Annotated in this window: 22 protein-coding genes and 2 pseudogenes; 10 read left to right on the top strand and 14 right to left on the bottom strand. The window is 55.3% G+C overall.

Features of this window, described 5'->3' with window-relative positions:
- Window positions 1-62 precede the first annotated feature (62 nt).
- From BZL43_RS27260 to BZL43_RS27245, 4 genes are all read right to left on the bottom strand, one after another.
- A complete protein-coding gene (locus BZL43_RS27260) occupies window positions 63-947 on the bottom strand; it encodes an ABC transporter permease subunit (protein WP_095635144.1) in 885 nt (294 codons plus the stop codon).
- Window positions 944-1,825, bottom strand: a complete 882-nt coding sequence (locus tag BZL43_RS27255; protein WP_168185154.1) for an ABC transporter permease subunit — start codon at window positions 1,823-1,825, stop codon at window positions 944-946. Before BZL43_RS27255 ends, BZL43_RS27260 begins: the two co-directional genes overlap by 4 nt.
- Before the next feature lie 29 nt (window positions 1,826-1,854).
- Complete coding sequence (potA, locus tag BZL43_RS27250; RefSeq protein ID WP_063343315.1) at window positions 1,855-2,997, bottom strand: polyamine ABC transporter ATP-binding protein; 1,143 nt, start codon at window positions 2,995-2,997, stop codon at window positions 1,855-1,857.
- 350 nt (window positions 2,998-3,347) lie between these two features.
- A complete protein-coding gene (locus tag BZL43_RS27245; protein ID WP_095635142.1) occupies window positions 3,348-4,109 on the bottom strand; it encodes a gamma-glutamyl-gamma-aminobutyrate hydrolase family protein in 762 nt (253 codons plus the stop codon).
- A 280-nt stretch (window positions 4,110-4,389) separates the two neighbouring features.
- Here BZL43_RS27245 and BZL43_RS27240 point away from each other — a divergent pair, with 280 nt between their 5' ends.
- Window positions 4,390-5,766, top strand: coding sequence for a glutamine synthetase family protein (locus tag BZL43_RS27240; RefSeq protein WP_095635141.1), 1,377 nt, complete (start codon window positions 4,390-4,392; stop codon window positions 5,764-5,766).
- 15 nt (window positions 5,767-5,781) lie between these two features.
- On the opposite strand, the gene BZL43_RS28175 is transcribed toward BZL43_RS27240, so the two are convergent.
- On the bottom strand, window positions 5,782-6,015 hold the full coding sequence (locus tag BZL43_RS28175; RefSeq protein WP_143517904.1) for a hypothetical protein: 234 nt from the start codon (window positions 6,013-6,015) through the stop codon (window positions 5,782-5,784).
- On the opposite strand from BZL43_RS28175, the gene BZL43_RS27235 reads away from it, so the two are divergent.
- The 3 genes from BZL43_RS27235 (at window position 6,014) to BZL43_RS27220 (ending at window position 9,762) form a co-directional block, all read left to right on the top strand.
- Window positions 6,014-7,504, top strand: a complete 1,491-nt coding sequence (locus BZL43_RS27235) for an aldehyde dehydrogenase (RefSeq protein WP_095635140.1) — start codon at window positions 6,014-6,016, stop codon at window positions 7,502-7,504. The two genes, BZL43_RS28175 and BZL43_RS27235, sit on opposite strands and share 2 nt — an antisense overlap.
- Window positions 7,505-7,556: 52 nt before the next feature.
- Window positions 7,557-8,855 carry an FAD-binding oxidoreductase gene (locus BZL43_RS27230; protein ID WP_095635139.1) on the top strand — a complete coding sequence of 433 codons (1,299 nt, stop codon included), beginning with the start codon at window positions 7,557-7,559 and terminating at the stop codon, window positions 8,853-8,855.
- Window positions 8,856-9,213: 358 nt separating this feature from the next.
- Complete coding sequence (locus BZL43_RS27220; protein WP_008011722.1) at window positions 9,214-9,762, top strand: cupin domain-containing protein; 549 nt, start codon at window positions 9,214-9,216, stop codon at window positions 9,760-9,762.
- 100 nt (window positions 9,763-9,862) lie between these two features.
- Here BZL43_RS27220 and BZL43_RS27215 read toward each other — a convergent pair whose 3' ends face one another.
- A complete protein-coding gene (locus BZL43_RS27215) occupies window positions 9,863-11,683 on the bottom strand; it encodes a di-heme-cytochrome C peroxidase (RefSeq protein ID WP_095635137.1) in 1,821 nt (606 codons plus the stop codon).
- Window positions 11,684-11,954: 271 nt separating this feature from the next.
- Between BZL43_RS27215 and BZL43_RS27210 the strand changes: the two genes are divergently transcribed.
- Genes BZL43_RS27210 through BZL43_RS27200 form a run of 3 tightly spaced genes read left to right on the top strand, consistent with a single transcriptional unit; the run spans window position 11,955 to window position 15,451 of the window.
- A complete protein-coding gene (locus tag BZL43_RS27210) occupies window positions 11,955-12,947 on the top strand; it encodes an isocyanide synthase family protein (RefSeq protein ID WP_095635136.1) in 993 nt (330 codons plus the stop codon).
- On the top strand, window positions 12,947-13,663 hold the full coding sequence (locus tag BZL43_RS27205; RefSeq protein ID WP_095635215.1) for an HAD family hydrolase: 717 nt from the start codon (window positions 12,947-12,949) through the stop codon (window positions 13,661-13,663). Before BZL43_RS27210 ends, BZL43_RS27205 begins: the two co-directional genes overlap by 1 nt.
- 27 nt (window positions 13,664-13,690) lie before the next feature.
- Window positions 13,691-15,451, top strand: a complete 1,761-nt coding sequence (locus BZL43_RS27200) for an L-tyrosine/L-tryptophan isonitrile synthase family protein (RefSeq protein WP_095635135.1) — start codon at window positions 13,691-13,693, stop codon at window positions 15,449-15,451.
- 50 nt (window positions 15,452-15,501) lie between these two features.
- Here the strand turns inward: BZL43_RS27200 and BZL43_RS27195 are convergent.
- From BZL43_RS27195 to BZL43_RS27165, 7 genes and pseudogenes are all read right to left on the bottom strand, one after another.
- Window positions 15,502-15,705, bottom strand: a pseudogene (locus BZL43_RS27195) (alpha/beta fold hydrolase); the annotation flags it as partial.
- 716 nt (window positions 15,706-16,421) lie between these two features.
- Window positions 16,422-16,994 (bottom strand): hypothetical protein, encoded by a 573-nt coding sequence (locus BZL43_RS27190; protein ID WP_095635134.1) that lies wholly within the window; start codon window positions 16,992-16,994, stop codon window positions 16,422-16,424.
- 73 nt (window positions 16,995-17,067) lie between these two features.
- A complete protein-coding gene (locus BZL43_RS27185; RefSeq protein WP_095635133.1) occupies window positions 17,068-17,976 on the bottom strand; it encodes an alpha/beta fold hydrolase in 909 nt (302 codons plus the stop codon).
- A gap of 255 nt (window positions 17,977-18,231) precedes the next feature.
- Window positions 18,232-18,441 (bottom strand): KTSC domain-containing protein, encoded by a 210-nt coding sequence (locus BZL43_RS27180; RefSeq protein ID WP_095635132.1) that lies wholly within the window; start codon window positions 18,439-18,441, stop codon window positions 18,232-18,234.
- A gap of 315 nt (window positions 18,442-18,756) precedes the next feature.
- Window positions 18,757-20,325, bottom strand: a complete 1,569-nt coding sequence (locus tag BZL43_RS27175) for an ATP-binding protein (protein WP_218228044.1) — start codon at window positions 20,323-20,325, stop codon at window positions 18,757-18,759.
- Entirely contained in the window at window positions 20,318-21,541 is a 1,224-nt protein-coding gene (locus BZL43_RS27170; protein WP_095635131.1) for an SIR2 family protein, read from the bottom strand. The genes BZL43_RS27175 and BZL43_RS27170 overlap by 8 nt, the downstream gene beginning before the upstream one ends.
- A gap of 215 nt (window positions 21,542-21,756) precedes the next feature.
- Window positions 21,757-22,047, bottom strand: a complete 291-nt coding sequence (locus tag BZL43_RS27165) for a fructose-bisphosphate aldolase (protein ID WP_095635130.1) — start codon at window positions 22,045-22,047, stop codon at window positions 21,757-21,759.
- Window positions 22,048-22,651: 604 nt separating this feature from the next.
- On the opposite strand from BZL43_RS27165, the pseudogene BZL43_RS28905 reads away from it, so the two are divergent.
- A pseudogene (locus tag BZL43_RS28905) lies at window positions 22,652-23,038 on the top strand (hypothetical protein).
- Between the two features lie 15 nt (window positions 23,039-23,053).
- Entirely contained in the window at window positions 23,054-23,476 is a 423-nt protein-coding gene (locus BZL43_RS27155) for an HD domain-containing protein (RefSeq protein ID WP_095635129.1), read from the top strand.
- Window positions 23,477-23,608: 132 nt separating this feature from the next.
- Here the strand turns inward: BZL43_RS27155 and BZL43_RS27150 are convergent, their stop codons facing one another.
- Window positions 23,609-23,827 (bottom strand): PLD nuclease N-terminal domain-containing protein, encoded by a 219-nt coding sequence (locus BZL43_RS27150; RefSeq protein WP_095635128.1) that lies wholly within the window; start codon window positions 23,825-23,827, stop codon window positions 23,609-23,611.
- Window positions 23,828-24,349: 522 nt separating this feature from the next.
- Here BZL43_RS27150 and BZL43_RS27145 point away from each other — a divergent pair.
- A complete protein-coding gene (locus BZL43_RS27145; RefSeq protein WP_256582923.1) occupies window positions 24,350-25,042 on the top strand; it encodes a formyl transferase in 693 nt (230 codons plus the stop codon).
- Window positions 25,043-25,351 lie beyond the last annotated feature (309 nt).

Raw genomic sequence — 25,351 nt, 5'->3', positions numbered from 1 at the left:
TGCCTGAAAAACCGCGGTGTATTTTTCGCGGGCAAGCCTCGCTCCTACAGGACTTTCAGCGACTAAGCCGTCGCTTCAACCTGCTGTTTTTTCGGCTGCTGCCACGATTCGCTGGCCGTCTGGTCCATCGCTTCCTGGATCGCCCGCTTGCGGGTGGCTTCGGCCCTGCGGCTGAAGTACCAGACCATGAACGTGACGAACGACACCGCCAGCAGAATCAAACTGGCCACGGCATTGATCTCAGGCTTCACGCCCAGACGCACCGCCGAGAACACTTCCATCGGCAAGGTCGTGGAGCCTGGCCCGGAGACGAAACTCGCCAACACCAGGTCATCCAGCGACAAGGCGAACGACATCATCCCGCCCGCCGCCAGCGATGGCGCGATCATCGGGATGGTGATCAGAAAGAACACCTTGAACGGACGCGCACCCAAGTCCATGGCTGCCTCTTCGATCGACAGGTCCAGCTCACGCAAACGCGCCGAAACGACCACCGCCACATAGGCCGCGCAGAACGTGGTGTGCGCGATCCAGATCGTGACGAGGCCGCGTTCCTGCGGCCAGCCGATCAGTTGCGCCATGGCCACGAACAGCAGCAACAGCGACAGACCGGTGATCACTTCCGGCATCACCAACGGCGCCGTCACCAGGCCACCAAACAGCGTGCGACCCTTGAAGCGCGTCACGCGGGTCAGCACGAACGCGGCGAGGGTGCCCAACGCCACGGCGGCAATCGCGGTGTAGCAGGCGATTTCCAGCGAGCGCACCACCGAGCCCATCAGTTGCGAGTTGTCGAGCAGGCCGACGTACCATTTCACCGACCAGCCGCCCCACACCGTCACCAGTTTCGAGGCGTTGAACGAGTAGATCACCAGAATCAGCATCGGCAGGTAGATAAACGACAGGCCGAAAATCAGCATGAACTTTGAAAACCCGAAGCGTTTCATCCCCGTCCCTCCATCTCTTTGGCCTGGCTGCGGTTGAACAGCAGAATCGGCACAATCAGAATCGCCAGCATCACCACCGCCAGGGCAGATGCCACCGGCCAGTCGCGGTTGTTGAAGAATTCCTGCCACAGCACGCGGCCGATCATCAGGGTTTCCGGACCGCCCAACAGTTCCGGAATCACGAACTCGCCGACCACTGGAATGAACACCAGCATGCACCCGGCAATGATGCCGTTCTTGGCCAGCGGCACCGTGATTTTCCAGAAGTTGTTGAAGGTGCTCGAACCCAGGTCCGACGCGGCTTCCAGCAAGCTGTGATCGTGCTTGACCAGGTTGGCGTAGAGCGGCAATACCATGAACGGCAAGTAGGCATAGACCACGCCGATGTACACCGCGGTGTTGGTGTTGAGGATCTCGATCGGCTGCGAAGTGAGCCCGGTCCACATCAGGAACCCATTGAGCAAACCGTTGTTGCTGAGAATGCCCATCCACGCATAGACGCGAATCAGGATCGCGGTCCAGGTCGGCATCATGATCAACAGCAGCAAAACGTTTTGCGTTTCCTTGTTGGCCTTGGTGATTGCATAGGCCATTGGGAAACCGATCACCAGGCACATCAGCGTGCTTAAAAACGCGACCTTCAACGAACCGAAGTAAGCCGAGATGTACAACTCATCTTCGGTCAGCAGCGAGTAGTTGCCGATGTTCAGCAGCAACTGAAACTTCTGTTCGGCGAAGGTGTAAATCTCGGAGTAAGGAGGAATGGCCAGCGCCGCTTCCGAGAAGCTGATCTTCATCACCAGGAAGAACGGCAACAGGAAAAACAGGCACAGCCACAGGAACGGAATGCCGATGACCAGTTTGCGGCCGCTGGGCACCAGGCGCAGGAATTGCTGATTGAAGGTTCTCATGAGCGCAGTACCACGCCGCTGTCGTCTTCCCACCACACGTAGACCTGATCGTCCCAGGTCGGGCGTGCGCCACGGCGTTCGGCGTTGGCCATGAACGACTGGACGATCTTGCCGCCGGGCAGCTCCACGTAAAACACCGAGTGGCCGCCGAGGTAGGCGATGTCATGCACCTTGCCTTCGGACCAGTTATAGCGAGTCTCGGGCTTGAGGGTGCTGACCAGCATTTTTTCCGGGCGGATGGCGTAGGTGATCGACTTGTCTTGCACCGACGTGCTCACGCCGTGACCAACGTAAATCTTCTGCTCAAGGTCCGGGCTGTGAATGATCGCGTGACCTTCCAGATCCTCGACCACGGTGCCGTCGAAGGCATTCACGTTGCCGATGAACTCACAAACCATGCGGCTGACCGGCGCTTCGTAGATATCGACTGGGCTGCCAATCTGGGCGATCCAGCCCAGGTGCATGATCGCAATGCGTTCGGCCATGGTCATGGCTTCTTCCTGGTCGTGGGTCACCATCACGCAGGTCACGCCGACCCGCTCGATGATTTCCACCAGCTCCAGTTGCATTTGCGAGCGCAGCTTTTTATCCAGCGCGCCCATCGGTTCGTCGAGCAGCAACAGCTTCGGTCGCTTGGCCAAGGAACGTGCCAATGCCACACGCTGACGCTGACCGCCGGACAACTGATGCGGCTTGCGTCTGGCGTACTGGGTCATGTGCACCAGCCGCAGCATCTCTTCGACACGGGCGTCGATTTCGCTGGCGGGCAAGCGGTCCTGCTTGAGGCCGAAGGCGATGTTCTGCGCCACGGTCATGTGCGGGAACAGTGCGTAGGACTGGAACATCATGTTGATCGGCCGTTCGTACGGCGGCATGTCGGTGATGTCGACCCCGTCGAGCAGAATCCGCCCTTCAGTCGGGCGTTCGAAGCCGGCGAGCATGCGCAGCAGCGTCGATTTACCCGAGCCGGAACCGCCAAGCAGGGCGAATATTTCGCCTTGATGGATCTCCAGGGACACATCGTCCACAGCGGTGGTTTCGTCGAATTTCTTGGTGACGCGGTCGACTTTCACCAACACCTTTTTCGGTGCCTGGTGACCTTCAAGAGCCTTCCTGTAGATGCTGGAGGCGTTTGCCATATGAAACTCCCAACAGGTTTCAGTCGTCGGGCCAACGCGGCCTGACTTAAGAGTGGATTGCAACCCGGGCCGTACGGTGCCAACGCAACCCCTGTAGGAGCGAGGCTTGCCCGCGAAGGCGGTGTATCAGGTAACGATGATGTCGACTGACACACCGTCTTCGCGGGCAAGCCTCGCTCCTACAGGGATTTGCGCTTACCCATACCGGAGGGCTTATTCGGCACCGCCATCCTGGCTGCCTGGTCGTGCTTGTTGTTATTGCGGTTCATCTATTACGTGAACGACCGGCGCGCAAAGGCACGCCCGCCAGACTCACGGGGGCAGTTAAATCGTTGAATGCTTTTTTGAAGTCAGGGCGTATTACGCCGCGCCGCCCGTTGTCGGCACGCGTCGCCAAACGCCTGGAAAATACTCAAATAGGGAGGATTCGAAAGCACCTGCCATTCCGGGTGCCATTGCACGCCGACGGCGAAGGCCTTGCTGTTTTCGACGGAAATCGCCTCGATCAAACCATCCGGCGCAACAGCCTCGGCGCGCAGGCCGGGCGCCAGTCGGTCGATGCCCTGGCTGTGAATCGAATTCACCTGGAACACCTGCGGCAAGTCCAGCGCTTCGAACACACCGCCCGGTTGCACACTCACCGCATGGGCCGGTGCGTACTGCACAGCCAAATCCGGATGATCCGCTTCGCGGTGGTCGAGGTAGCCTGGCAGTTCATGCACCTTCTGATGCAGGCTGCCGCCGAACGCCACGTTCATTTCCTGAAAGCCCCGGCAGATGCCGAGCACCGGAACGCCGGCGGCGATGGCTGCACGCAGCAAGGGCAGGGTGGTGGCGTCCCGTTGCGGATCGTGATCCGTACCGGGGGCACTGGCCGGGCCTTGATAGTGGAAGGGTTCCACATTCGACGGCGAGCCGGTCAGCAACAGACCGTCGAGCTGCGCGAGCAGGTCATCGATGTCGGTCAGATCGCCCAGGGAAGGAATGACCACGGGCAACCCCAAAGCCGCGATGCTGACAGCACGCAAGTACTTGTCGCCGCTGACGTGGTAGGGGTGCAGGCCAATCTGTTTGATGCACGCAGTAACGCCGATCAATGGCTTGAATGCCATTTTTATCACCTCGAAGTTTCACACTTGAACGAGCTTTTCCGGAGCTTAGCCTTGTTGATTTTAATTAACAACTCTCATGTAAAAAATTCTAAACGCCGCACGTCCGATCTTCAGGATTTACGCGGTGTGCAAGGCTGATCTGTCATTCTGATGCTCGAGAAAGGCCCGAAAATAAAGGTTGAAAGGCCAAGTGTTCGCTATTGACTTCACTTTGCCTTTCGGATTGACTGGGCTCGTGAAAGGGTAGTGAACATAATAATTAACAGCTAATAGGTGCATCATGTCGGTCCCTCTGCGTGCCGTTCAACTCAACGAAGCAAACGCATTCCTTAAGAAACATCCTGAGGTTTTGTACGTCGACCTTCTGATTGCGGATATGAACGGTGTGGTGCGCGGCAAGCGCATCGAGCGCACCAGTCTTCATAAGGTTTACGAAAAAGGCATTAACCTCCCGGCGTCGCTGTTTGCTCTGGACATCAATGGCTCCACGGTGGAAAGCACCGGCCTGGGTCTGGACATCGGCGACTCGGATCGAATCTGCTTCCCCATCCCCAATACCTTGAGCATCGAGCCTTGGCAGAAGCGCCCCACCGCGCAGCTGTTAATGACCATGCACGAACTCGAAGGCCAGCCGTTCTTCGCTGACCCCCGTGAAGTGTTGCGTCAGGTGGTGAGCAAGTTCGATGACATGGGCCTGACCATTTGCGCCGCCTTCGAACTCGAGTTCTATCTGATCGACCAGGACAACGTGAACGGTCGCCCGCAGTCGCCACGCTCGCCGGTGTCCGGCAAACGTCCGCACTCGACCCAGGTCTACCTGATCGACGATCTGGACGAATACGTCGACTGCCTGCAAGACATCCTCGAAGGCGCGAAAGAGCAGGGCATCCCCGCCGACGCCATCGTCAAGGAAAGCGCCCCGGCGCAATTCGAAGTGAACCTGCATCATGTCAGTGACCCTATAAAGGCCTGCGACTACGCGGTGTTGCTCAAGCGTCTGGTGAAGAACATCGCCTACGACCACGAGATGGACACCACCTTCATGGCCAAGCCGTATCCGGGCCAGGCGGGCAATGGTTTGCACGTGCACATTTCGATTCTCGACAAAGAAGGCAACAACATCTTTGCCAGCGAGGATCCCGAGCAGAACGCCGCACTGCGTCACGCGATCGGCGGTGTGCTCGAGACCCTGCCGGCGCAGATGGCGTTCCTCTGCCCGAACGTCAACTCGTACCGCCGTTTCGGCGCGCAGTTCTACGTGCCGAACTCGCCAAGCTGGGGCATCGACAACCGTACCGTGGCGGTGCGCGTGCCCACCGGTTCGGCGGATGCGGTACGCATCGAACACCGCGTTGCCGGCGCCGATGCCAACCCGTACCTGCTGATGGCGTCGGTGCTGGCCGGTATTCACCACGGCCTGACCAACGAAATCGAACCGGGCGCCCCGGTCGAAGGCAACAGCTACGAGCAGAACGAGCAAAGCCTGCCAAACAACCTGCGCGATGCGTTGCGAGAGCTGGACGACAGCGAGGTCATGGCGCGCTACATCGACCCGCTGTACATCGACGTGTTCGTGGCCTGCAAGGAAAGCGAGCTGGCCGAGTTCGAGAACTCCATCTCCGACCTTGAGTACAACTGGTACTTGCATACGGTTTGATGGGCCAAACACCCGTCAATCGAGGATGTGGGTATCGACACCTCTTTGATGACGGCGAATAACCCCCGTAGGAGCTGCCGAAGGCTGCGATCTTTTGATCTTGGTTTTGATATCCATGAAGCCGCCGAAGATCAGGATCAAAAGATCGCAGCCTTCGGCAGCTCCTACAGTGGACCGTGGTTTTCTGATCGTTAATTGGTCGGCTTTAGTCCGGCGATTACTTATTCCTCTGCGCAGAGTCACAACCATGACAAACACTCGCAGCGACTGGGAACAACGCTTCCAGTCCCTCACACTCGAAGGCCGCGCATTCATCGACGGCCAGTACTGCCCGGCGCTCAACGGCGACACCTTCGAATGCATCAGCCCGGTCGACGGCCGCTTCCTGGCGAACATCGCCAGCACCGACGAAGCCGACGCCAATGCCGCCGTGCAGGTGGCTCGCCGCACGTTCGAATCCGGCATCTGGGCGCGGTTGGCGCCCGCAGAACGCAAGCGCATCCTGATCCGCTTCGCCGACCTCATCCTGGCCAACCAGGAAGAACTCGCCCTGCTCGAAACCCTCGACATGGGCAAACCGATCAGCGATTCCATGAGCATCGACATCCCTGCGACCGCTAACGCGATCCGCTGGAGCGCCGAAGCCATCGACAAAATCTACGACGAAGTCGCCGCCACACCCCACGACCAACTCGGCCTCATCACCCGTGAACCAGCAGGCGTGGTCGCCGCCATCGTGCCGTGGAATTTTCCGCTGATCATGGCCAGCTGGAAATTCGCCCCAGCCTTGGCGGCAGGCAATTCGTTCATCCTCAAGCCTTCGGAAAAGTCACCGCTGACGGCGATTCGCATCGCGCAGTTGGCCCTCGACGCCGGCATCCCCAAAGGCGTGTTCAACGTCCTGCCAGGCTTCGGTCATACCGTCGGCAAAGCATTGGCGTTGCACATGGACGTCGATGTGCTGGCCTTCACCGGCTCCACTGCGATTGCCAAGCAACTGCTGATCTATGCCGGGCAAAGCAACATGAAACGCGTCTGGCTGGAGGCGGGCGGCAAGAGCCCGAACGTGGTGTTTGCCGATGCGCCGGACTTGCGTGCCGCCGCTCAGGCAGCGGCCAGCGCGATTGCCTTCAACCAGGGCGAGGTCTGCACCGCTGGCTCGCGTCTGCTGGTGGAGCGTTCGATTCGCGAGCAATTCATTCCGCTGCTGGTGCAAGCACTGCAAGCCTGGAAACCGGGCCACGCCCTCGATCCTGAAACCACCGTCGGCGCGGTCGTCGACCAGCGCCAACTGGATAACGTGCTGCGCTATATCCAGATCGGCAAAGACCAGGGCGCGCAACTGATTGCCGGCGGCAATCGTACCCTCGCAGACACCGGTGGCCTGTACGTGGAGCCGGCGATTTTCGATGGCGTGACCAACGCCATGGCCATCGCCCGCGAAGAGATCTTCGGCCCGGTGCTGTCGCTGATCACCTTCGACACCGCTGAAGAGGCCCTGCAGATCGCCAACGACAGCATTTTCGGTCTGGCGGCCGGCGTATGGACCAGCAACCTCAGCAAGGCCCACACCTTCGCCCGTGGTTTGCGCGCCGGCAGCGTCTGGGTCAATCAGTACGACGGCGGCGACATGACCGCGCCATTCGGCGGGTTCAAGCAGTCGGGTAACGGTCGGGACAAATCGCTGCATGCGTTCGACAAATACACCGAACTCAAAGCGACCTGGATCAAGCTCTAACACCTTTACAGCGGCGGTCGCGGGCAAGCGTTTGCGGCCATCGGAGAAACCTATGAAACAAGACTCTGTTAAACAAAAGCATGTAAACAGCTACTACGCCGCGACCCGCAATCAGACCGGTGATTACCCGATTCTGGAAGAACTGGTGGAATGCGACGTCTGTGTGATCGGCGCCGGCTACACCGGTTTGTCCTCGGCGCTGTTCCTCAGCGAAGCGGGCTACAGCGTGACCGTACTGGAAGCCGCCAAAGTCGGCTTCGGCGCCAGCGGTCGCAACGGCGGCCAACTGGTCAATTCGTATAGCCGCGACGTCGATGTGATTGAAGAGCGTTACGGCGACAAAACCGCCGAAGTGCTCGGCAGCATGATCTTTGAAGGCGCCGATATCATCCGTTCGCGCATCAAAGAGTACGACATTCAATGCGACTACCGCCCCGGCGGCATCTTCGCCGCACTGAACAAGAAACAACTCAATGGCCTGGCCGAACAGAAGCGCAGTTGGGAGCGCTACGGCAACAAAAACCTGAGCATGCTCGACGCGGCGGACATCAAGCGCGAAGTGGGTTGCGACAACTACGTCGGCGGCCTGCTGGACATGCAGGGTGGCCACATTCACCCGCTGAACCTGGCCCTCGGCGAAGCCGCTGCGATCATCCGCCTGGGCGGTAAAATCTACGAACAATCCGCCGCCGTGGAAATCACCTACGGCGAGCCGATCACCGTGCGCACTGCCAAAGGTGTGGTGCGCGCCAAGTACCTGCTGATCGCCGGCAACGCCTATTTGCCTCAAGACCTGGACAACCGCGTCACGCGCAAAAGCATGCCCTGCGGTTCGCAAATCGTCGTCACCGAGCCGCTGTCCGAAAAGGTCGCCCGCAGCTTGATCACCAACAACTACTGCGTCGAAGACTGCAACTACCTGCTCGACTACTACCGCCTCACCGCCGACAACCGCTTGCTGTACGGTGGCGGCGTGGTTTATGGCGCTCGCGAGCCCGACGACATCGAACAATTGATCAAACCAAAAATCCTCAAAACCTTCCCGCAAATGAAGGACGTAAAAATCGACTACCGCTGGACCGGCAACTTCCTGCTGACCATGTCCCGCATGCCACAATTCGGCCGCATCGAAAAGAACGCCTACTACATGCAGGGTTACAGCGGCCATGGCGTGACCTGCTCGCACCTGGCCGGCAAACTCATCTCGGAAATGATCCGCGGCGACGCCGAACGCTTCGACGCCTTCGCCTCCCTGCCGCACATGCCCATGCTCGGCGGCCGCACCTTCCAGGCCCCGCTCACCGCCATGGGCGCCGCGTATTACGCGCTGCGGGACCGGTTTGGTATCTAGGTTGAACCTACGGCGGCACCCCCAAAGGTGCCGCCAGCCAATGCCAGATATAGAAGGGGACCAAATCCTGTGGGAGCGGGCTTGCCCGCGATGAGGGTTGCACATTCAATATTGATGGCGCCTGACACACCGCCATCGCGGGCGAGCCCGCTCTCACAGGTTTCGTACATGGACGGGCGACTATCGTTCGCCTGTTCAATTTATCCAGCCGTTTATCGAACCTGCTGAGCAACACCGACAAACGTGATTTAATACCCGCCTTCCACGGTTCCGGGACGGGAAACGGCGTGATCCGCGGCCACCAGTCGCCCGCCACCCACCCCCATTACCCCTTAAGTATTCTTCGCATAAGGCTGTCATGGACACGGGCTCACGACTCAAATTAGTACGCGAAAGCTACAAACTGTCCCAGCGCGAGCTGGCCCGGCGTAGCGGCGTCACCAATGCCACCATTTCCCTGATCGAACAGAATCGCGTCAGTCCCTCCGTCAGCTCCCTGAAAAAACTGCTCGAAGGCATCCCGATGTCTTTGGCGGACTTCTTCACCTTCGACCAACCGCCCCGCGAGCACCAATACGTGTTCCGTGCCAACGAACAGCCGGATCTGGGGCGGCATGGGTTGCGGTTGTTGCTGATCGGCGCTTCGGTACCCAGTCGGCAGATGCGGCTGTTGCGCGAGCAATACGCGCCTGGGGCGAGTTCGGGGGAAGAGCCTATTGTGCATGCTGAAGGGGAGGAGTGTGGACTCGTTACCCGGGGCACGGTTGAGCTGACCGTGGATGGGCAGATCAGTGTGCTGAATGCTGGGGATGGGTATTACTTCCCGACGACGTTGCCGCATCGGTTTCGCAATATTGGGGCGGATGAGGCGGAAATCATCAGCGCCAACACCCCGGCGAACTTCTGATATCGATAGCGAACATCAAACCTGTAACGAACTTCGCAGAGGCGACCACTACTTGTGGTCGCCCCTCCATGCCATCAGCTGATGGTATCGGCGACGCCGTTTAAAGTGATTTCAAGTAATCGAGAAGCTGTGACCGTTGGATATCACTAAGGCGACCCACGCCATAGTCATGCCCGGCGTTGCTATTGCCATCAAGCCTGGTGTCGAACAGAAACCGGTTCTTGTCCGATTTCTCGGTCTTGAATCCCACCCTTTGGTTATCGAATTCATTGGTCCCAGTATAAAAAGTCGAGGGACGCTGACGGGGTGGCAGGAGAAGGTCGTTCAAGGTCGGCACAGAGCCGTTATGCAAATAGGGAGCTGTGGCCCAGATGCCAGTCAGGGGTCTTGCTTTATAGGCGAGAAGAGCAACGGTTGGGCTGGCACGGTAGCATTCGATTAGCCGTAGTGCTTTATCATCAACATTGCTGAATAAGGCACGGTTCCTGAGTCCAGGGACTTTTACAGGTTGAGGCTCTATTCCAAGCAATCCATCGAAAGCCAGCTCGGCGACATCACGTCCTTTGCCAAGCAATGTCTCAAGGACGGTCACACCCAGCATGCTGTAGAGCAGGTCATTCGACTTGATGGGTCCTGACTTATCGACTTTGGCATAACCCGCTAACACTCCAGCATCCGCTTTGAATTGATAGGCATTGCACGCCATCCAGGGGTCCGTGCTGATGGTCCTGTCATTTGGGCCCCGAGGATTTAAATTTTCATTCGCAGAGATTGGAACCATGACCGCTTTGATTGGCGTGGCGAGATCGTTTCTTTCAAGGGATGCATGGCAGCCGGCACAATTTTCCGTAAATAATTTGGCGCCTGACGTGAGGTCTTCTGGCAGCGATCCAGGCCACCGTGGAGGCTTCAAGCTATAAAGAGAATGTTCCAGGATCTCCAGGTTTTTCACGTTCACACTGGAGACAAATCCTGCCTTAGCCGGATTTTCTTTAACCGGTCGAATATCGGCGTACACGCCGATAGCCTCTCCAGCATTACGCCCCAGACCTCCAACATCGAGGCCGCCGCCTGGTATTAACGAAGGAAGTTTTGCTTTACTGACCATCCCGTTCCATTGGAGAACGTTGTGTTGAGGTGTGTTCCAGAGAAATGGATAACTCACCGGCGCATCAGAGGGGTTAGGGGTAGGCGGTGTCGCTTGGGTGACTTGACTGATTTTATTGAGAATGTGCCCCACTGCATCCAGGCGACCTGGGCCATATTGCAGATCTGTGGCATTGAGCGTTGCGTTTTGTGCATAAAACGCATTCAAGCTATCCAGCGATTTCTTCAGCCGCTGGCGATTCCCGTTTGACAGGTCATCACCCAGAACACTCTTTGCAAAGCGTTCGAATTTTTCAGGGTCAGCAGCCGTTGTGTTTAAAGCCGCGCTCAACGCCTTGAAGAAATTCTGAAAGTCGGCGTTCGTTGGCCCGCCATTGATGACAAGATTCTGTCCTTCAAAATTGATTTGAGCCGTGTGACAAGCAGAGCAGTTCATCCCCACCCACGGCTCTTGCGACCCTTGTCCAAAAAACCAGCGCAGTTTGGTGAAAGACAGTTTGCTGTCGTGACTGTCATCCAGAACGAAACCCATCGGCAACGTAAAACGCTTACCGTTATAAGACGGATAGTAAGGCGTGTAACCGTAGGCCGAGATCGTTTTGTCACTCATGAACTTCTCTTCTGAATCAGGCTCTTCCAATGCCAGCGCCCAGGAGAAAGGGAGAATTCGCGATCCTTGTGAAAGGTTTTGCCAGTTGGACAGGGTGGCCTCACTCCATCCCTGATCCAGACTGTCGGTAGCCTGAGCTATTGAATGACCGCCGAAAAACAACAATGCAGCGCAAGCAAACGGGGAGACTTTTGATTTGCTCATGAGATTCCCTTCTATTTTTAATTTCCTGTTGGGACTAATCACCTTGGTAGCCGAAGCTACTCGCGATGAGTGTAGCCAGAAAAAAAGCAAGGCTTAGATTTTGTTCCAGGGCACTTATGTGACGGCAAGATGGCTTTGCCGGTCTGGCCGCAATATTCCTGATTGCCACGATTGACAGTCGCAACGACTTGTAGGAATTTAGCCGCCCGCAGGTAAGGAATATCTGCTGACGACCAGAAATGGCCGTTTTTTCACACACAAGGGATTGTCTATGCAGGGTTCAAACACCGTTGCTCAACAGGTGTGCGGTCAGCGGGTGCATGAGCATCAGCACAACGCGCACAACATTTCCCAGCAAATTCTCGAATGCCTGTTTCGACGTCGTAGCCTTGCCCCGGGGCAGGATCACGCGCTTTCGTTGCAGGTGCTGGAACCCCATCTGGCGAAGGTCATGCAAGCGGTCGAGAGCGGTCGCAAGGTCGAAATGGTCTTGCCAGCCTTCCCCGGCAAGTCGCCCAGCCGCAAGAAAACCCTCAGCCATCTGCCCGACCTTGCCGAACATCACGCCATCGACGAGTTATATCGCCTGTGCAATGAGATCCAGCAGATCTACGCACCGGGGGCACTGATTCATATCTGCTCCGATGGCTATGTGTTCTCTGATCTGGTGCATGTTCCCGATGCGCACGTCAAAGCCTACACCGACGCTATCCAGGACTACGCCGAACAGCACTATCCCGGCACGTTCGCTCATTTCGATCTTAAGGATGCCTATCCTTCGCTTGACTGCCTGGACGCCATGCGTGAGGAGATGATGATCGAGCATGGCCAGTCACTGGTCTTGTTGCAGCAGCGTTTCAAGGATGAGCCGCACATGACGTTGATGTACTGCGGTATCCATCGCTTTCTGTCCGAGGATTACTCGGGGCTCAAGGTGTTCGCCGGCATGAGCCTCAATGCGGTGAAGAAAATCGCCAAACCGGCCTCGCAGCGGGTGATCCAGCGCAGTGAAGCCTGGAGTGCGCTGTTACAGGCGCGCTACCCGCATTGCCTGCGTCTGTCGATTCACCCACAACTGGCGGTGTCGACGAAGATCGGTATCCGGTTGGTGCCAACCAGTGACCTGTGGCGCACGCCCTGGCATTCGGTGGCTATCAAGCGACGGGGTGTGGTCACCCTCGAGAAACGCAGCAATGTCGATGAGCGCTACCACCGCTTGGTGTTCCGCAAGGGGCGTCCTTGTCACTACGCCAGTGCTCAATGATGGCGCCTCGGTTGCGGGTCGAAGCCGTACTCTTCGATTTGGACGGGACCCTGGTTGACACTCTGCCTGACATCACCTGGTGCCTGAACCAGGTGTTGCTCGAACACGGTTGCCCGGCGCAGTCAGCGCAAACAGTGCGCGATTATATCGGCGGCGGGGTCACGGCGATGATCGAGCAGGTTGCCACCCGGTTTGGCATTGCCGATGCGGCCGCGATGCATCAGCACTATGTGGCGCTCTACCAAAACAACCTGGTTCAATTTTCCCGGCCCTTCAGCGGTGTGCTTGCCTTGCTCGAAGGCTGTCGTCAGTTGCAAGTGCCGTTGGCAATCGTCACCAACAAGACCGAGGAAATGGCCCTGCAAGTAGCCGATGCGCTGCTTCCACAGAATACCTTCGGGGCCATTCTGGGGCATCGCGCGGGCAGGGCACTCAAACCTCAACCGGAGGTGGCATGGGAAGCCGCCCGACGGTTGTCGGTGGACCCGCAACGCTGCTTGTTCGTCGGTGACACCGAGATCGATTTGCAAACCGCCCGTGCGGCAGGCATGCACTCGGCGGCGGTCACTTGGGGCTATGGCCTGACACCTGACTTGCAGGCCCTGGCCCCGAACTTCTGCTGCGAACAGCCGGCCGGGTTGTTGCGCATTCTGCAGCAAGTGTGCGCTACAGCACATGCATTCACCGGGCATGGCGACGCCGTTAAATCCTATTGATACACACACTCTCAAGGAAATTGTTCTATGGAACATAGAGACGCCTGGATCGCTGCCGTCAGCGATTTGCTCGCGGGTTATCTGCTCAAAGGCACGGATGATTGTTTCGACACACAAGGCAGAGCGCATCTTGCGCAACGCTTGGGGCATTGCTTCGATCAAGGCCTGCCGGTGCGTCTGGTACTGCCAGGTTTTCCCTGCAAGTCACCAAACGCCACTGACCAGACTTTTGGCGTGCTACCGGACTACGGCGAGCTCATCGCCATCGAGCGCCTCGACCAACTCGGCCAGGCCATCGCCGCGCTGCACACACCGGGTTGTGTAGTGTCGATCCTCAGTGACGGAACGACGTTCAACGACATCGTCGGGGTGGCCGACGACGTTCGCGAGAGCTACAACCGGGCGTTGCGCGAACTGTGCACCACCCACACGATTCAGTGGGTCAGCATGGAAGACCTGTTCCCTCAGGCCCAAAGTGCCGAGTCGGTTCGCGCCAGCCTGATCAAGCAGGCCCGTCTGCCCTGGAAAAACCTTGGGGATCTGATCGAGCAGAGCCGGCACGATGAATCCCTCAGCCAGGCCCATGACCATCTGTGCAGTCACCTCTACAACGACCTGCGTCTGTGCCGTGAAGAGGGGCAGAGCGAGGATGAGTACCTGCAGCAAATCAACTTCAAAGCCTACCAAATGATGTTTCGCGGGCAGGCATTGAATGCGGCAGTGGAGCGTTTCTTCGGCGATGACATTCGCTTGTCCGTCCATCAATACAACAATGCCGGACCCAAATTCACCTTCGGCCTGGCCGAAGGGCTGACCCGTGTCGACAGCCCCTGGCATGCCGTGCCGGTGCGCAACCTCGATGGCAGTCAAACCCTTCGCGCTCGCGCCCAGGTCGACCTCGACCACCATGTGCTGGTCACCTTTGAGGGGCGGCCATGGCTCTACCACCAAACAGAAAACCCGCAGGCCCAAGGCTTCGAATACGCACTGCAAAAACTGCCGCTGTTTGGCCTGGTGGTGCGAGACCCGTTGGGGCTGGGTTTCGAACGACTGTCCACGGGTTTGCTGGCAGCACTGGTGGAAACCTTCGGTTTCGTCTGCCTCAAGGGCTGCCGCTTCGATGATCAGGACAGTTTCGCGCGCAGCTGCGAACGCTTCGGCACGCTGTACGAATGGGCCTTCGGCGCCGTGCACGTGGTCAAGCCTGCGGACAAACCCCAAGGCGTGGTGCACTCGCTGGAGAAAACGCCGTTGCACTGGGACCTGAACATGCTGCCCGACAGCGACGCACAGGTTCAGCGCAACCCGAAATTCTGCGCCAGCAAATTCATGCTGTATTGCAAGACCGCGCCGCAGCCGGGCGAGGGCCAGACCACCATCGTCGACAGCCGAAACGTGCTGCGCAAAGTCGGCCAGCAAGTCGCCCGACAATGGCAGGACGTGAACATCACCTACTACACCAAAATGACCTACTTCGGTGGCTCGCCGCGCATGTACAGCCTGGTGGATCATCACCCCCGCAGCGGCGAGCTCATCCTGCGTTACCAAGAGGGCACCGACTCGACACTGCAGACCCTGAGCCAGGCTGTGCAGGACCATGACGAGGAGGCTCAACAGGCGCTGCTCGAACAGATCAACGCGCTGGTTTACGACCCGGAGTGCCTGATTGCTCATCAATGGAGTGAGGGGGATCTGGTGCTGATTGATAACTATCGGACGCTGCATGGGCGGTTTCCGATGTCGGCGGCATCGTCTTCGCGGGAGTTGTGGCGGGTGCAGGTTTACTGATCATTGTTGTCTGGGAGGCCCTGGAGGCAGGGCCTTGCTAGACATCCCCATCACTGCGCGATGAAGTCGCGAATCGCTCGAATAGTCTGCGTTGGCGCTTCTTCCATCAGCCAATGTCCCGCCCCCGGAATCACTACTTCCGTGACCTTGTCCGCCGCATTGCGCATCACGATCGCTTCATTGCTGCCAAAGGATTTCTCACCGCCGATGGCCAGCACTGGCATCGTCAACCGCGTCGCCATCGAAGCCTTTTTGCCCACTCCTGACGAATGCTGCGCTGTTGGTAACCTTGCGGTTGCGTTTGGCGATGATCAATCCAATGCAAATCCCTATGGCGTCGGACACAACCTGAGGCCACTGAATCCAACCGCGTCGGCCGCTATCGTAGACTGCGACAAACGGCTGTAGGAACAGCTCCCAATATCCTGAAAACATCAGGCATGAAGCTGCGGCACACAGCAGAGGCCAGCGCCGTGCAACTCCGTGGAGCAAATTCCCGAAAAAAATCGACGCCCCCAGGGAGATCACCAACACCACCGACAGTAACCTGGCGATATCGGCAGGGATTTTTCCGCAGAAGTTGCCAAGCCAAATTGCAGCGAACGTCGCAACTGAGGCCGCAATTAGTTGAGTCCAACGGCGATGCGCTTGAACGGTTACACCGCCTGGATGAAGCAAATCATTCCAATCACTAATCCTGCATAACCTACAAGATGACCGGCTTCGTGTGGCCCAAACCCATACAGTGGATCAAACGACAGCTCCGATAGCAGGATTGCTATGGCGCACAACAAAGCAGCGCTAAAAAATTCTGCCCATAAAACTCGCCGTGAAAATTTTGCTTCTTTACTTATTTGCCAGGCTCTCATCCGCAGAAAGGAGGCGTATCACGGCTGGAGCCGCCTCGAAAGGCTCTGTTCCTGAAAGGAAATGGACGGACTTATGTAACTGAAAGATGGCCCCATAACCGTTACACCGAAACGTTCCAAGTAGGTTTGGGCGAAACGGCGACGGTCCGTGATGAGATATCGACGACGACATAATAAATGTCATCCTTACCGCGCCCGATGTAACCCTTCCGTGCCGCCTCGGCATTGAACAGGATGACTCGATAAGTTGCCTCGGTCGCTTTGGCGCGCAACTTTTTCAACGCCGTACTCTTTTTGCCTTGGAAGAAGGACGGTGCAACGTTGAAAGCTTCTCCCGCCAAGCTCGCGCCCGCTGAACTCGCATAAATGTCAAAGTCGTTGTGGTTTTCGTTTCCAAACTCGACGGTGTACTCGTCAAAGGGAAAATGCTTGTCCTTTAGCAGGGCTGCAACACCGTGAAGAATCACAAGATCGGACATGATCCGGTTGGCGGCCTCGAATAACGATACGCCGGGGTAAGGCCCATGACCCAGGCGATCGCGTTTCATCGAAAGCATTAAGGGCAAGCCGGTTTTTCCTCTAATCGATTGTCCGATAACTGCCAATTCACGATGAAAGTCCATCGTTATGGCATCGATATTCGCTAGAGTTAATTTTCGAATGGGTTGTTGCATGTCCGTCTCTGCGGGTATTCGGATCAGCCAAGCTAAGGATTTGTCGGCATGAAGTCCAGAAACGATGCCCCCGTCACTGCGCGATGAAGTTCCGAATCGCTCGAATGGTCTCCGTTGGCGCTTCTTCCATCAGCCAATGTCCTGTCCCCGGAATCACCACTTCCGTGACCTTATCCGCCGCATTGCGCATCACGATCGCTTCATTGCTGCCAAAGGATTTCTCACCGCCGATGGCCAGCACTGGCATCGTCAGCCGCGTCGCCATCGAAGCTTTGTTGTCCACCTCATCCTGACGAATGCTGCGGAACTGAGCGAAGGCTGCGCGCATGGCGCCTGGGCGGGCACAGAGCGAGGCGTAATGCTGACGGGTTTCTTCATCCACCTTACTGGGATCGCCCGCGAACTCGTTCCAGAACCGGTCCAGGTAGATGCGCTCACGACCGGCGACCAGGCGCTCAGCATCCGGCCCGCCAAAGTCGAAGTGCCAAAGCATCGGTGAGCGGACAATCTCGTTCCAGGGCGGAATGCCCGGTACGGGCGCATCCATCACCACCAGGCGATCGGTCTGCTGCGGATAACGCGCGGCGTAGGCGTAGGCGACCATGGTGCCGATGTCATGGCCGATGACTACCGAGTGTTCGATACCTAGCGCGGCCAACACTGCACTGATGTCGGCGGCTTGGGTCTTCTTGTCGTAGCCGCCGTCCGGGATCGACGACAAGCCCATACCGCGAAGATCCGGCACCACGACTGTGTGATCGCGGGCCAGATCGGCGGCGAGTGGCGCCCACATATCGCCGGTGTCGCCGAAGCCATGTAGAAGGACCACGGCTGGGCCTTTGCCGCCGATGCGGACATGGAGGGTGACGTCTTCTAGCGGGATGTTTTGAGTGCGGAAGGAGGTGGGGAATGGAGGCATCTGAGCGTGGGCCGGGATGCTTAGGGCAAGCAATGTGAGAGCGGTCAGCAGGATGCGGATCATTACGGTGGCTCCAGGCGTAGGCGTGGAAGGTACCCCGAGCAAATAAGGGGGCTTGGTGGCGAGAGTAAGTTTCGATCGGATGAGCTTAGACCGTTTGGTTGTGACTGACTGGAAGGAGGCATTTGAGACGAAATTGTAAGCAGCTACTCTCGACGCATATCCAAAAATAAATCTGTCCTCCTTTGTTCTTTGTTGCTAGGGATTTAGAGTGGGCGGATTCATCTAAGAAGAGAAATAAATCCGCTCATTCTTTGGCTATACTTTGGAAAAACGATAGGTCCCCTTAATATGGGCAGCAAGAAAGCCGCCTACAGAGTCTGCATTAATTAGCTCTTCGTAAAGCCTCAGACCAACATCGAAATATTGGTATGTAGCGCCATTGTTGAATTCGACTTCGAGGGTCATGCTTTCGGAGTCGTATCCTATAGAGGCGATGTTGCTCGATGATACAGATATTCTTTCCATGATAGCCCTTAGGTTTTTAATCTTTCGATTTTTGGGTTTTGCGAGCGCCAAGTTTCACTTATCTCTTGGTAGTTTGGGCTTGCTTCCATTGGAATACCCCAGCCGCCTGGGTTCTGAGAATCTTCTGATGATACTTCATCATAAACTACCGGATCTTGACTGTCTGGTCTTGCGTTTCTAGGTGGCGCAGATATAACTGTTCTCATAGGAAGTTTGACAGCCTCTCCTAAAATTATAGCTTCTCCGGTTTTCAGTATTGGTAGCATGTTTGTCAAGCCGTCAAGGTTGTCTGACAGCGCAGAAGATATATGGCTTCTATCGGATGAATTTGAAAGTCGTAGCGCAAAAAAAAGTACCGCATTGAGATAAAATAGTTGCATTTATTTCCGACGGTCGTTGACTAACAATCATTGCGCCTATGCCGTACTTTCTTCCCTCTTTAACAATACGCTGAACTACTTTTGATGCCATACCTTTAAAATCGTCATTAAGGTAGATGTGAGCTTCTTCCATTACTATGAGTAGCGGTCGATATCTTCCTCCCTGTGACAGGTTTCGGGCCCAGAATAATGCCTCATACAATATTCTTAAGACTGCCCCTATGGTCGTTTGAAGAATGTCGCCCGGAACCCCGGAAAGGTCTAATATAGTGACCGGCTTGTCGCTTCCAATCCAGTCTTTTAGTAGTTCATCTAGGTCGCGACCTACCTCTCCATCTTTTTGAGAACTCCACTCTGCTGGTTTAAAAATAAAATCATACCTGGGTATTCTTAATTTAGTGCCAAGAAGTTGTAGCTGTTTTCCTAGGTTAAGTTGCGTTGGGAGATAGTTTATTTTTTCAGGATCTCCTGCGTCATTTTTAACATTTTTGAATATTGGTGCAATTCCGTTTTTAGGATCTCCCTTCAGTTCTACGCCGTCTGAGTTGGTTTCATAAGCAATACAATCTAAAGGTTTGCCTGCGCCTTTGTAGTAGGTGCCGAATGTTTCTGTATAAAGTTCATACCATAAGTCATGAAGACTAAAAGGTATCGGTGAGTCAACGCTTAATGCGTCAGCGTTGGCACCTTTTTTTGGGTGTTTCTTAAGAGATTCGATCTTGTATTTCTGAACTCGCTCAAGAACAATATTTCTATCCTTTTCATTGTCGAATTTGCCAAAGCTTATTTCGCAAAGCTCATCGAAATTTAACGCCCAAAATGGAATGTATAAGCCTTTCTCCTTTAGTTTGGATGAGGTGTCTGGATTTATCTTGTAAATATTCGCTCTGCTTTTTAACGCTGAACCATATTCGCCATGTAAATCTAACATGATGATGCGTGATGACGGATATTTATCTTTATCTGATAGTGCGTTGATTAAGCTCGCTACTGTAGTGGATTTTCCAGATCCGGTTGTCCCAACAACTGCGGAATGTCTGGTGATTAGCTTGTTGACGTCAATTAGTGCAGGTATTGAATCAGCGTTTGAAATGTGGCCTATTTTTACGAAATATGGGCGATCAGGTTGGCCGTAAATGTTTTTTAGTTCTTTCTCAGATACAAGGTGTACCTGATCTCCAATAGTCGGATACTGCGACAGTCCTCTTTCAAAGACGCCATCTCGCTGCCCTTCGCCTATTAGTTGGATTTTCATCCAGCGATCGCCAGTTATTGTTAAGTCTGTAATATTGCTGGGGATCGCACTTGCACCAACTTGACTGACGATTCCGAAAAGTGAGGTAAAACCAATTGGGATTCGTACAAAACTGCCTATTTGTCCTACGCGATAGCCTTGGCCATCAATATATACGAAACCCGTCATTGATTTTTTTGATAGAGTAAGGCTTACGCTTGTTCCATCAACATCCTGAACATCACCGAGATAGGTTTCTTTACTAGACATGTCGAGCAGCCTTAGCTGTACCTATGATTTTTTGAAGGAAATAGGTGAATATTGAGAAATCTCCAAGCTTTATTAAATCTCGATCTGGTAAATCTTTCCGAACATCTTTATAGACGAACTCTATGAGATCTGCGTCGGGGGTTTCCTTAAGCCAGTCATATTTCCAATCGCCTAAGCTCGTACCGATAATTGCTTTGTCATATGTCCAGATATTTAAGTTGTGTTGGTTTTTTGCCATTAAGTATGCTTCGGGGTACCGATCGACAGGCTCATTTGAAGAGTCTAAAATCTTGTAGTTTTCATACATTAATCCTAGAACCATTGCTGTAGGATTTGCTTTAAGTGCGTTAAGAATTGTATCGTTTATATGTCCGTCATTGAACGAGTAACCGCAAAGTATGAGTAAAGAAGATTTTTTTCTTATAAATCTACTAAGCTGGTCGATCAACGCTAAATATGGCATTTTCCGACTTTCTTCATATTTAAGGTGGGACGGGTATATTAAGTGCGAAACGCGGTCTTTCGTTTCAGAAGATCGATGAACTCTTTTTTTTGAACCTTCGTCTTCGAGATACCAGTTTATTGATCCATGAATCTTCCATAACCTTGTCCAATGGTTAGGGATTAAATTTTCTTCAACTGCTCGCAAGTCAAAAAAAGATTTTCTAGAACCCACAAAGCCGTCAAAGTATGGCATCTGGGTACTTTCCAGTGCCTGCTCTAAGAGAAGGTCATAGTTTGTTGTGAATATTTCTACTGCCGATTTCCTATCAATTGAGTTTATCCAGTTGCAAAGTCGATGGTAGGGAGTGTCGAGAGGTGGTAATTCTACGTCGATTTTTTTTGCAATTTCTTCGCAGATAGTCTTTTCTAATTGAGAAAGTTGTTGCTCATTTAAACCTCTGACGTCCCCTCCTTCCGAAACTAAATATAAGCTTCGGACGAAGCTTAGTATGTGTTCTATGTTTTTGTGCTGAATTCTTGTTGCTTTAGCTAGCTCGGAAAGTAGAGTGTTGTATTCTGGGGTATCTTTGAGGCGTTCGTTTATACACTTTGTTAACCCCATAACGTCTGGTATTAATGGCCAGTCTGATTCAGGAAGTGAAATAGAAAGCGGGCAGCCAGCAGCTACGAAGAAACCTATAGCTTCATTGTCCTGCGATAGGGAGTGTCTCAAATATTTCAGATGTCGTATTGGATCGTGACTGGTGCCCATGTATTTTCAAACTCCTTAAGTCATCTTTCAGGCCCATTCTGATGGGCTCTTTAAGGCGCCGTACCAGTTGCGTGCCCAAAGACCATAGCCTACAGCCACTACCGCGTCCAAATTCAATTGGTATTTGTTTGAGTTATTTGAGAGCTGTCTCTAGAGGTTTTTTAATGAAAGCAAAAACCCACAGTGGAGTGGGTTTTTTATAACTGAAAAATCAGTTACTCCCTTTCATTATCAAACCCACGCTGCTCAATCACCCGAAACACATCACTCACATCCTGAACCATGATCCGGGCGATGTTGGTAACGGTGTTGATATCGTGCTCGGCGTAGTCCGGCAGGCTGGTGCAGGCCATGAGGTTGAGGTATTTGAGGACGGCGTTGAGACGTTCGCTGAGGCAGTTGTGGAGTTCGCGCAGTGGGGCGTCGGCGTCGATGAGGAGGACGGGGTGGTCGGTGGCGAAGTGGGACATGGGGGTGTAGTGGCGGAGCGGGTTGTTCGTACTCATAAGTAAATCTTCCTCGTATCTGTTAGAAGAGCTACTGCCGTTCGCTGCGAATCGAAAGGGTGGTAGCTATGTGCGGGTTCGCAGACCGAGGATACGAGGAACCCGGCAGACCAGAAGGTCTCCCACACACAGCCACCATAAAACGGAATACGGGCGCGTTTGTGCGGCCGTTGCTGGTTATGGGGTGCAAGGTTACTACACGTATCGTCAGGGCTGCGAAACCCTATCGCTGAATTCGCTCAGCGACAGACCCACTCTAGGCAGCGATTTCGGTAGCCGCAACCGGGCTGTAGGACCACACGCGCTCACTGTGGCGAGGGGGCTTGCCCCCGTTCGGTGGCGCAGCCGCCGCAAAACCGGGCGTTGCGGTGTGTCTGAGGAAACGGGCTAGCAGGGTTTGGGGCTGCTTCGCAGCCCAGCGGGAGCAAGCTCCCTCGCCACAATCGGTTATTTCCTACGAGATTTTCGGACTTCAAAATCCTCGCCGTGCCTTCATCGAACGTTCAGGCGCGGGATTTTCGGTGGTGAGTGACGCTTGCTTCCGTCCAGCACCGCCACCGTCGTAGACTGAACGCCAACGGGATTTCAAGGATAGAGCATGCCCATGATCGAAATCGGCAGCCGCAACAACGCCCCCCACGCCACAGCACCAAACCCAGGACATTTACCTCTTTCACATCGACCTTTCCCGACCGGACACGCCTTTTTGTTTCGAACAGTCCATCGGTGGCGGTCATTGCGAGCAGGGCGGGGCAGTGTGGTTGGCGGTGTCGGCGCTTGAAGCCTGGCCGGGTGAGTGGCGTCAGCATGTGCAGAAGTCCGGTTGCGGCTGGGTCGCTGAAGCGGTGGACGGTCATCCGGGCCTCGATCAGGCGACGCTGGTGGCGATGATTCTCGAACGCCACGCTGAGATCGCCAAGCCTGCGGGACGGTAGCGATTGCAGGCTGGTTCAAGCGCAACATTCATTTCAGCGGCCGTTACGGCGTTTAACCCGAGGAGAATCCCATGACCCAGACACTGGAACGCGCCATTGCCATCGCAGCGGCGGCGCATGAGGGGCAGGTGGACAAGGGCGGTGCGCCTTACATCCTGCATCCGCTGAGTGTCATGCTGCGGGTGAATACGCTGGAAGAGCGCATCGTCGCGGTGCTGCACGACGTAGTCGAAGACTGCGGCATCAGTTTCGACGATCTGCGTAACGAAGGTTTCAGTGAAACGGTGCTGATGGCGATTGCGTCGGTGACCAAGGTGCCGGATGAGTCCTACGAGGCGTTTATCGAACGCGTGGCGCAGAACCCGATCGGGCGGGTGGTGAAACTGGCGGATCTGGAAGAGAACAGCGACTTGTCGCGGATTGCCCAGCCGTCCTGGGAGGATCTGGAGCGCGTTGAGAAGTATCGGCGGGCGATCGGGGTGTTGCGGTCGTAGTGAGTGTTGGCACCGCGTCGCTAGCGTGAGTGCCGGAGGTGTTCCAGCCAGAAGCGACAAAGCCCCAAATCATCAGGGCTTTGTTCTTTGAAATTGCGCAGTTCGCAGATCGTTACCGCACGCCGTCCGACGTTATTGTCTGGCCTGCGGTGAATGCGGGGTCTGTGCAATGTGCTTCGGTCCCACCAAGGCCCATGCGATTAGCCCGAATAGCGGCACAAACACGATCACCACCATCCACACCAGTTTGTTGCTCGATTTGCCTTCGGCTTTTCGCACCCTGTTGATCGCCCACAACTCAATCAGTACAAGTACTGCTGCGAGCACGATCCAGATTGTTTCGATTTGCATTCGTCACCTCCTGATAGTCATTCAGTTAGGCGAACGGGTGGGGGCGGGGTTCATTAAATTTGGGGTGGCTTGGGACCGCAATTGCACTCCACTTGACCACCCGTTTGCATTCGACCTGACCAGTCATTTGCATTCGTTCTGACCACCGATTGCATCGGATTTCACCAGCACGCTTTGTAACCATGATCGGCAGAGAACGGCCAGGAGCTGCTGGGGGCGTAGTAATGACGAAATAGCAACTATGCTAGGTCTGATGCCGGAATTGATCGAGCAGATCGGGCCTTCCGTCCATACGTCGTGGCAAAACAATGGAAATGGGATCGATCCGCTTGTGTTGAATTGGCCGTTGCTGCTTCTCAAGGCAGGTCTGCCCGAGGAGGTCTGAAGTTGCGAATCGCTTTTTTGGTGAACAGGGACGTGGAGAGCAATCTCACTCTCAATTTCCTGTTGCCCGAGATTCACGAGAGCACAGTGGGAATATTCCTCTCGGAGAGAGTGGGATCGGGCAGGAAGGTGCCACGCATGCTCGGACAACTGGCATTGATCGAGCAGGACTTCTTCAATGCCTTGGCTCCTGGGTTAACCGGATCGAGCGACCAGGTTAGCAGCGGGCATCGATTCGGTTTTGCAGAACTGCAGCAACGCTTTGGGGTTCCTGTGCGGGTATTGCCCAGCTTGAGGGATCCTGCGGGCCTGCAAATGCTGCAGGATGCGGGAGCGGATCTGTTCATCTCAATCCGCTTTGGTCAAATCCTGAAGAATGAAGCGTTGGCCATTCCGCCACGCGGCGTCCTAAATCTTCACTCTGGCCTCTTGCCTCAATATCGAGGTGTTCTCGCGACCTTCCGGGCGCTGCTGAACGGGGACCCTGAGATCGGTTGTACGCTCCATTGGATCGACAGTCCCGGCATTGATGTCGGTCGCATCATTGAGACTGCGCGTGTGGCAGTCGAAAAGGAGCGCTCCTTGCTGTGGCACATCCTTTCACTTTATCAACCAGGCGCGCGTCTCATCATGAACGCAATCAGGCGCTTGGAGCGCGATGAGCCCATGACGGGGACGTCTCAAGATCCATCTGCCGGGGCCTACTACTCCTTTCCCGGCGAGGATGACCTGATGCAGTTCACGACACTGGGGTGGCGGCTCTTCGATCGCGAGGACGTTTGGGATCTTTTCGAATCGTACGGATTTCCGTTGCGGACAAGCGCTCCTTGAGAGCTGAACGGCGGCAAGGCTTACTGAGGCCTTGTTGCTGGAGCATTGAAAAGCTCAAAACGACGCCGCAAAAGGTTGGCGTCGCTCAACGTCTGTGTTGCAGCTCCTGCACTGTGGCGTTCGTCCTGGTTCGAGCCATAGGGCGCAGTTAGTATCTTTCCATTTACCTGTCATTCCCTTAGAAAAGAATCGGTCTAAAAAGCCCGACCCAGGCTTCGATCGATTTGCTATTCTGAAACTGTAGGTGAAGACGCAGACTGATGCGCAAAGGGATAGCGAGGAAGCGTGGGGCGCGCTCCCAAGGGTACA

Source organism: Pseudomonas sp. PICF141 (assembly GCF_002286815.1).
Lineage (GTDB): Bacteria > Pseudomonadota > Gammaproteobacteria > Pseudomonadales > Pseudomonadaceae > Aquipseudomonas.
This window is presented reverse-complemented; position numbering and strand designations above follow the sequence as displayed.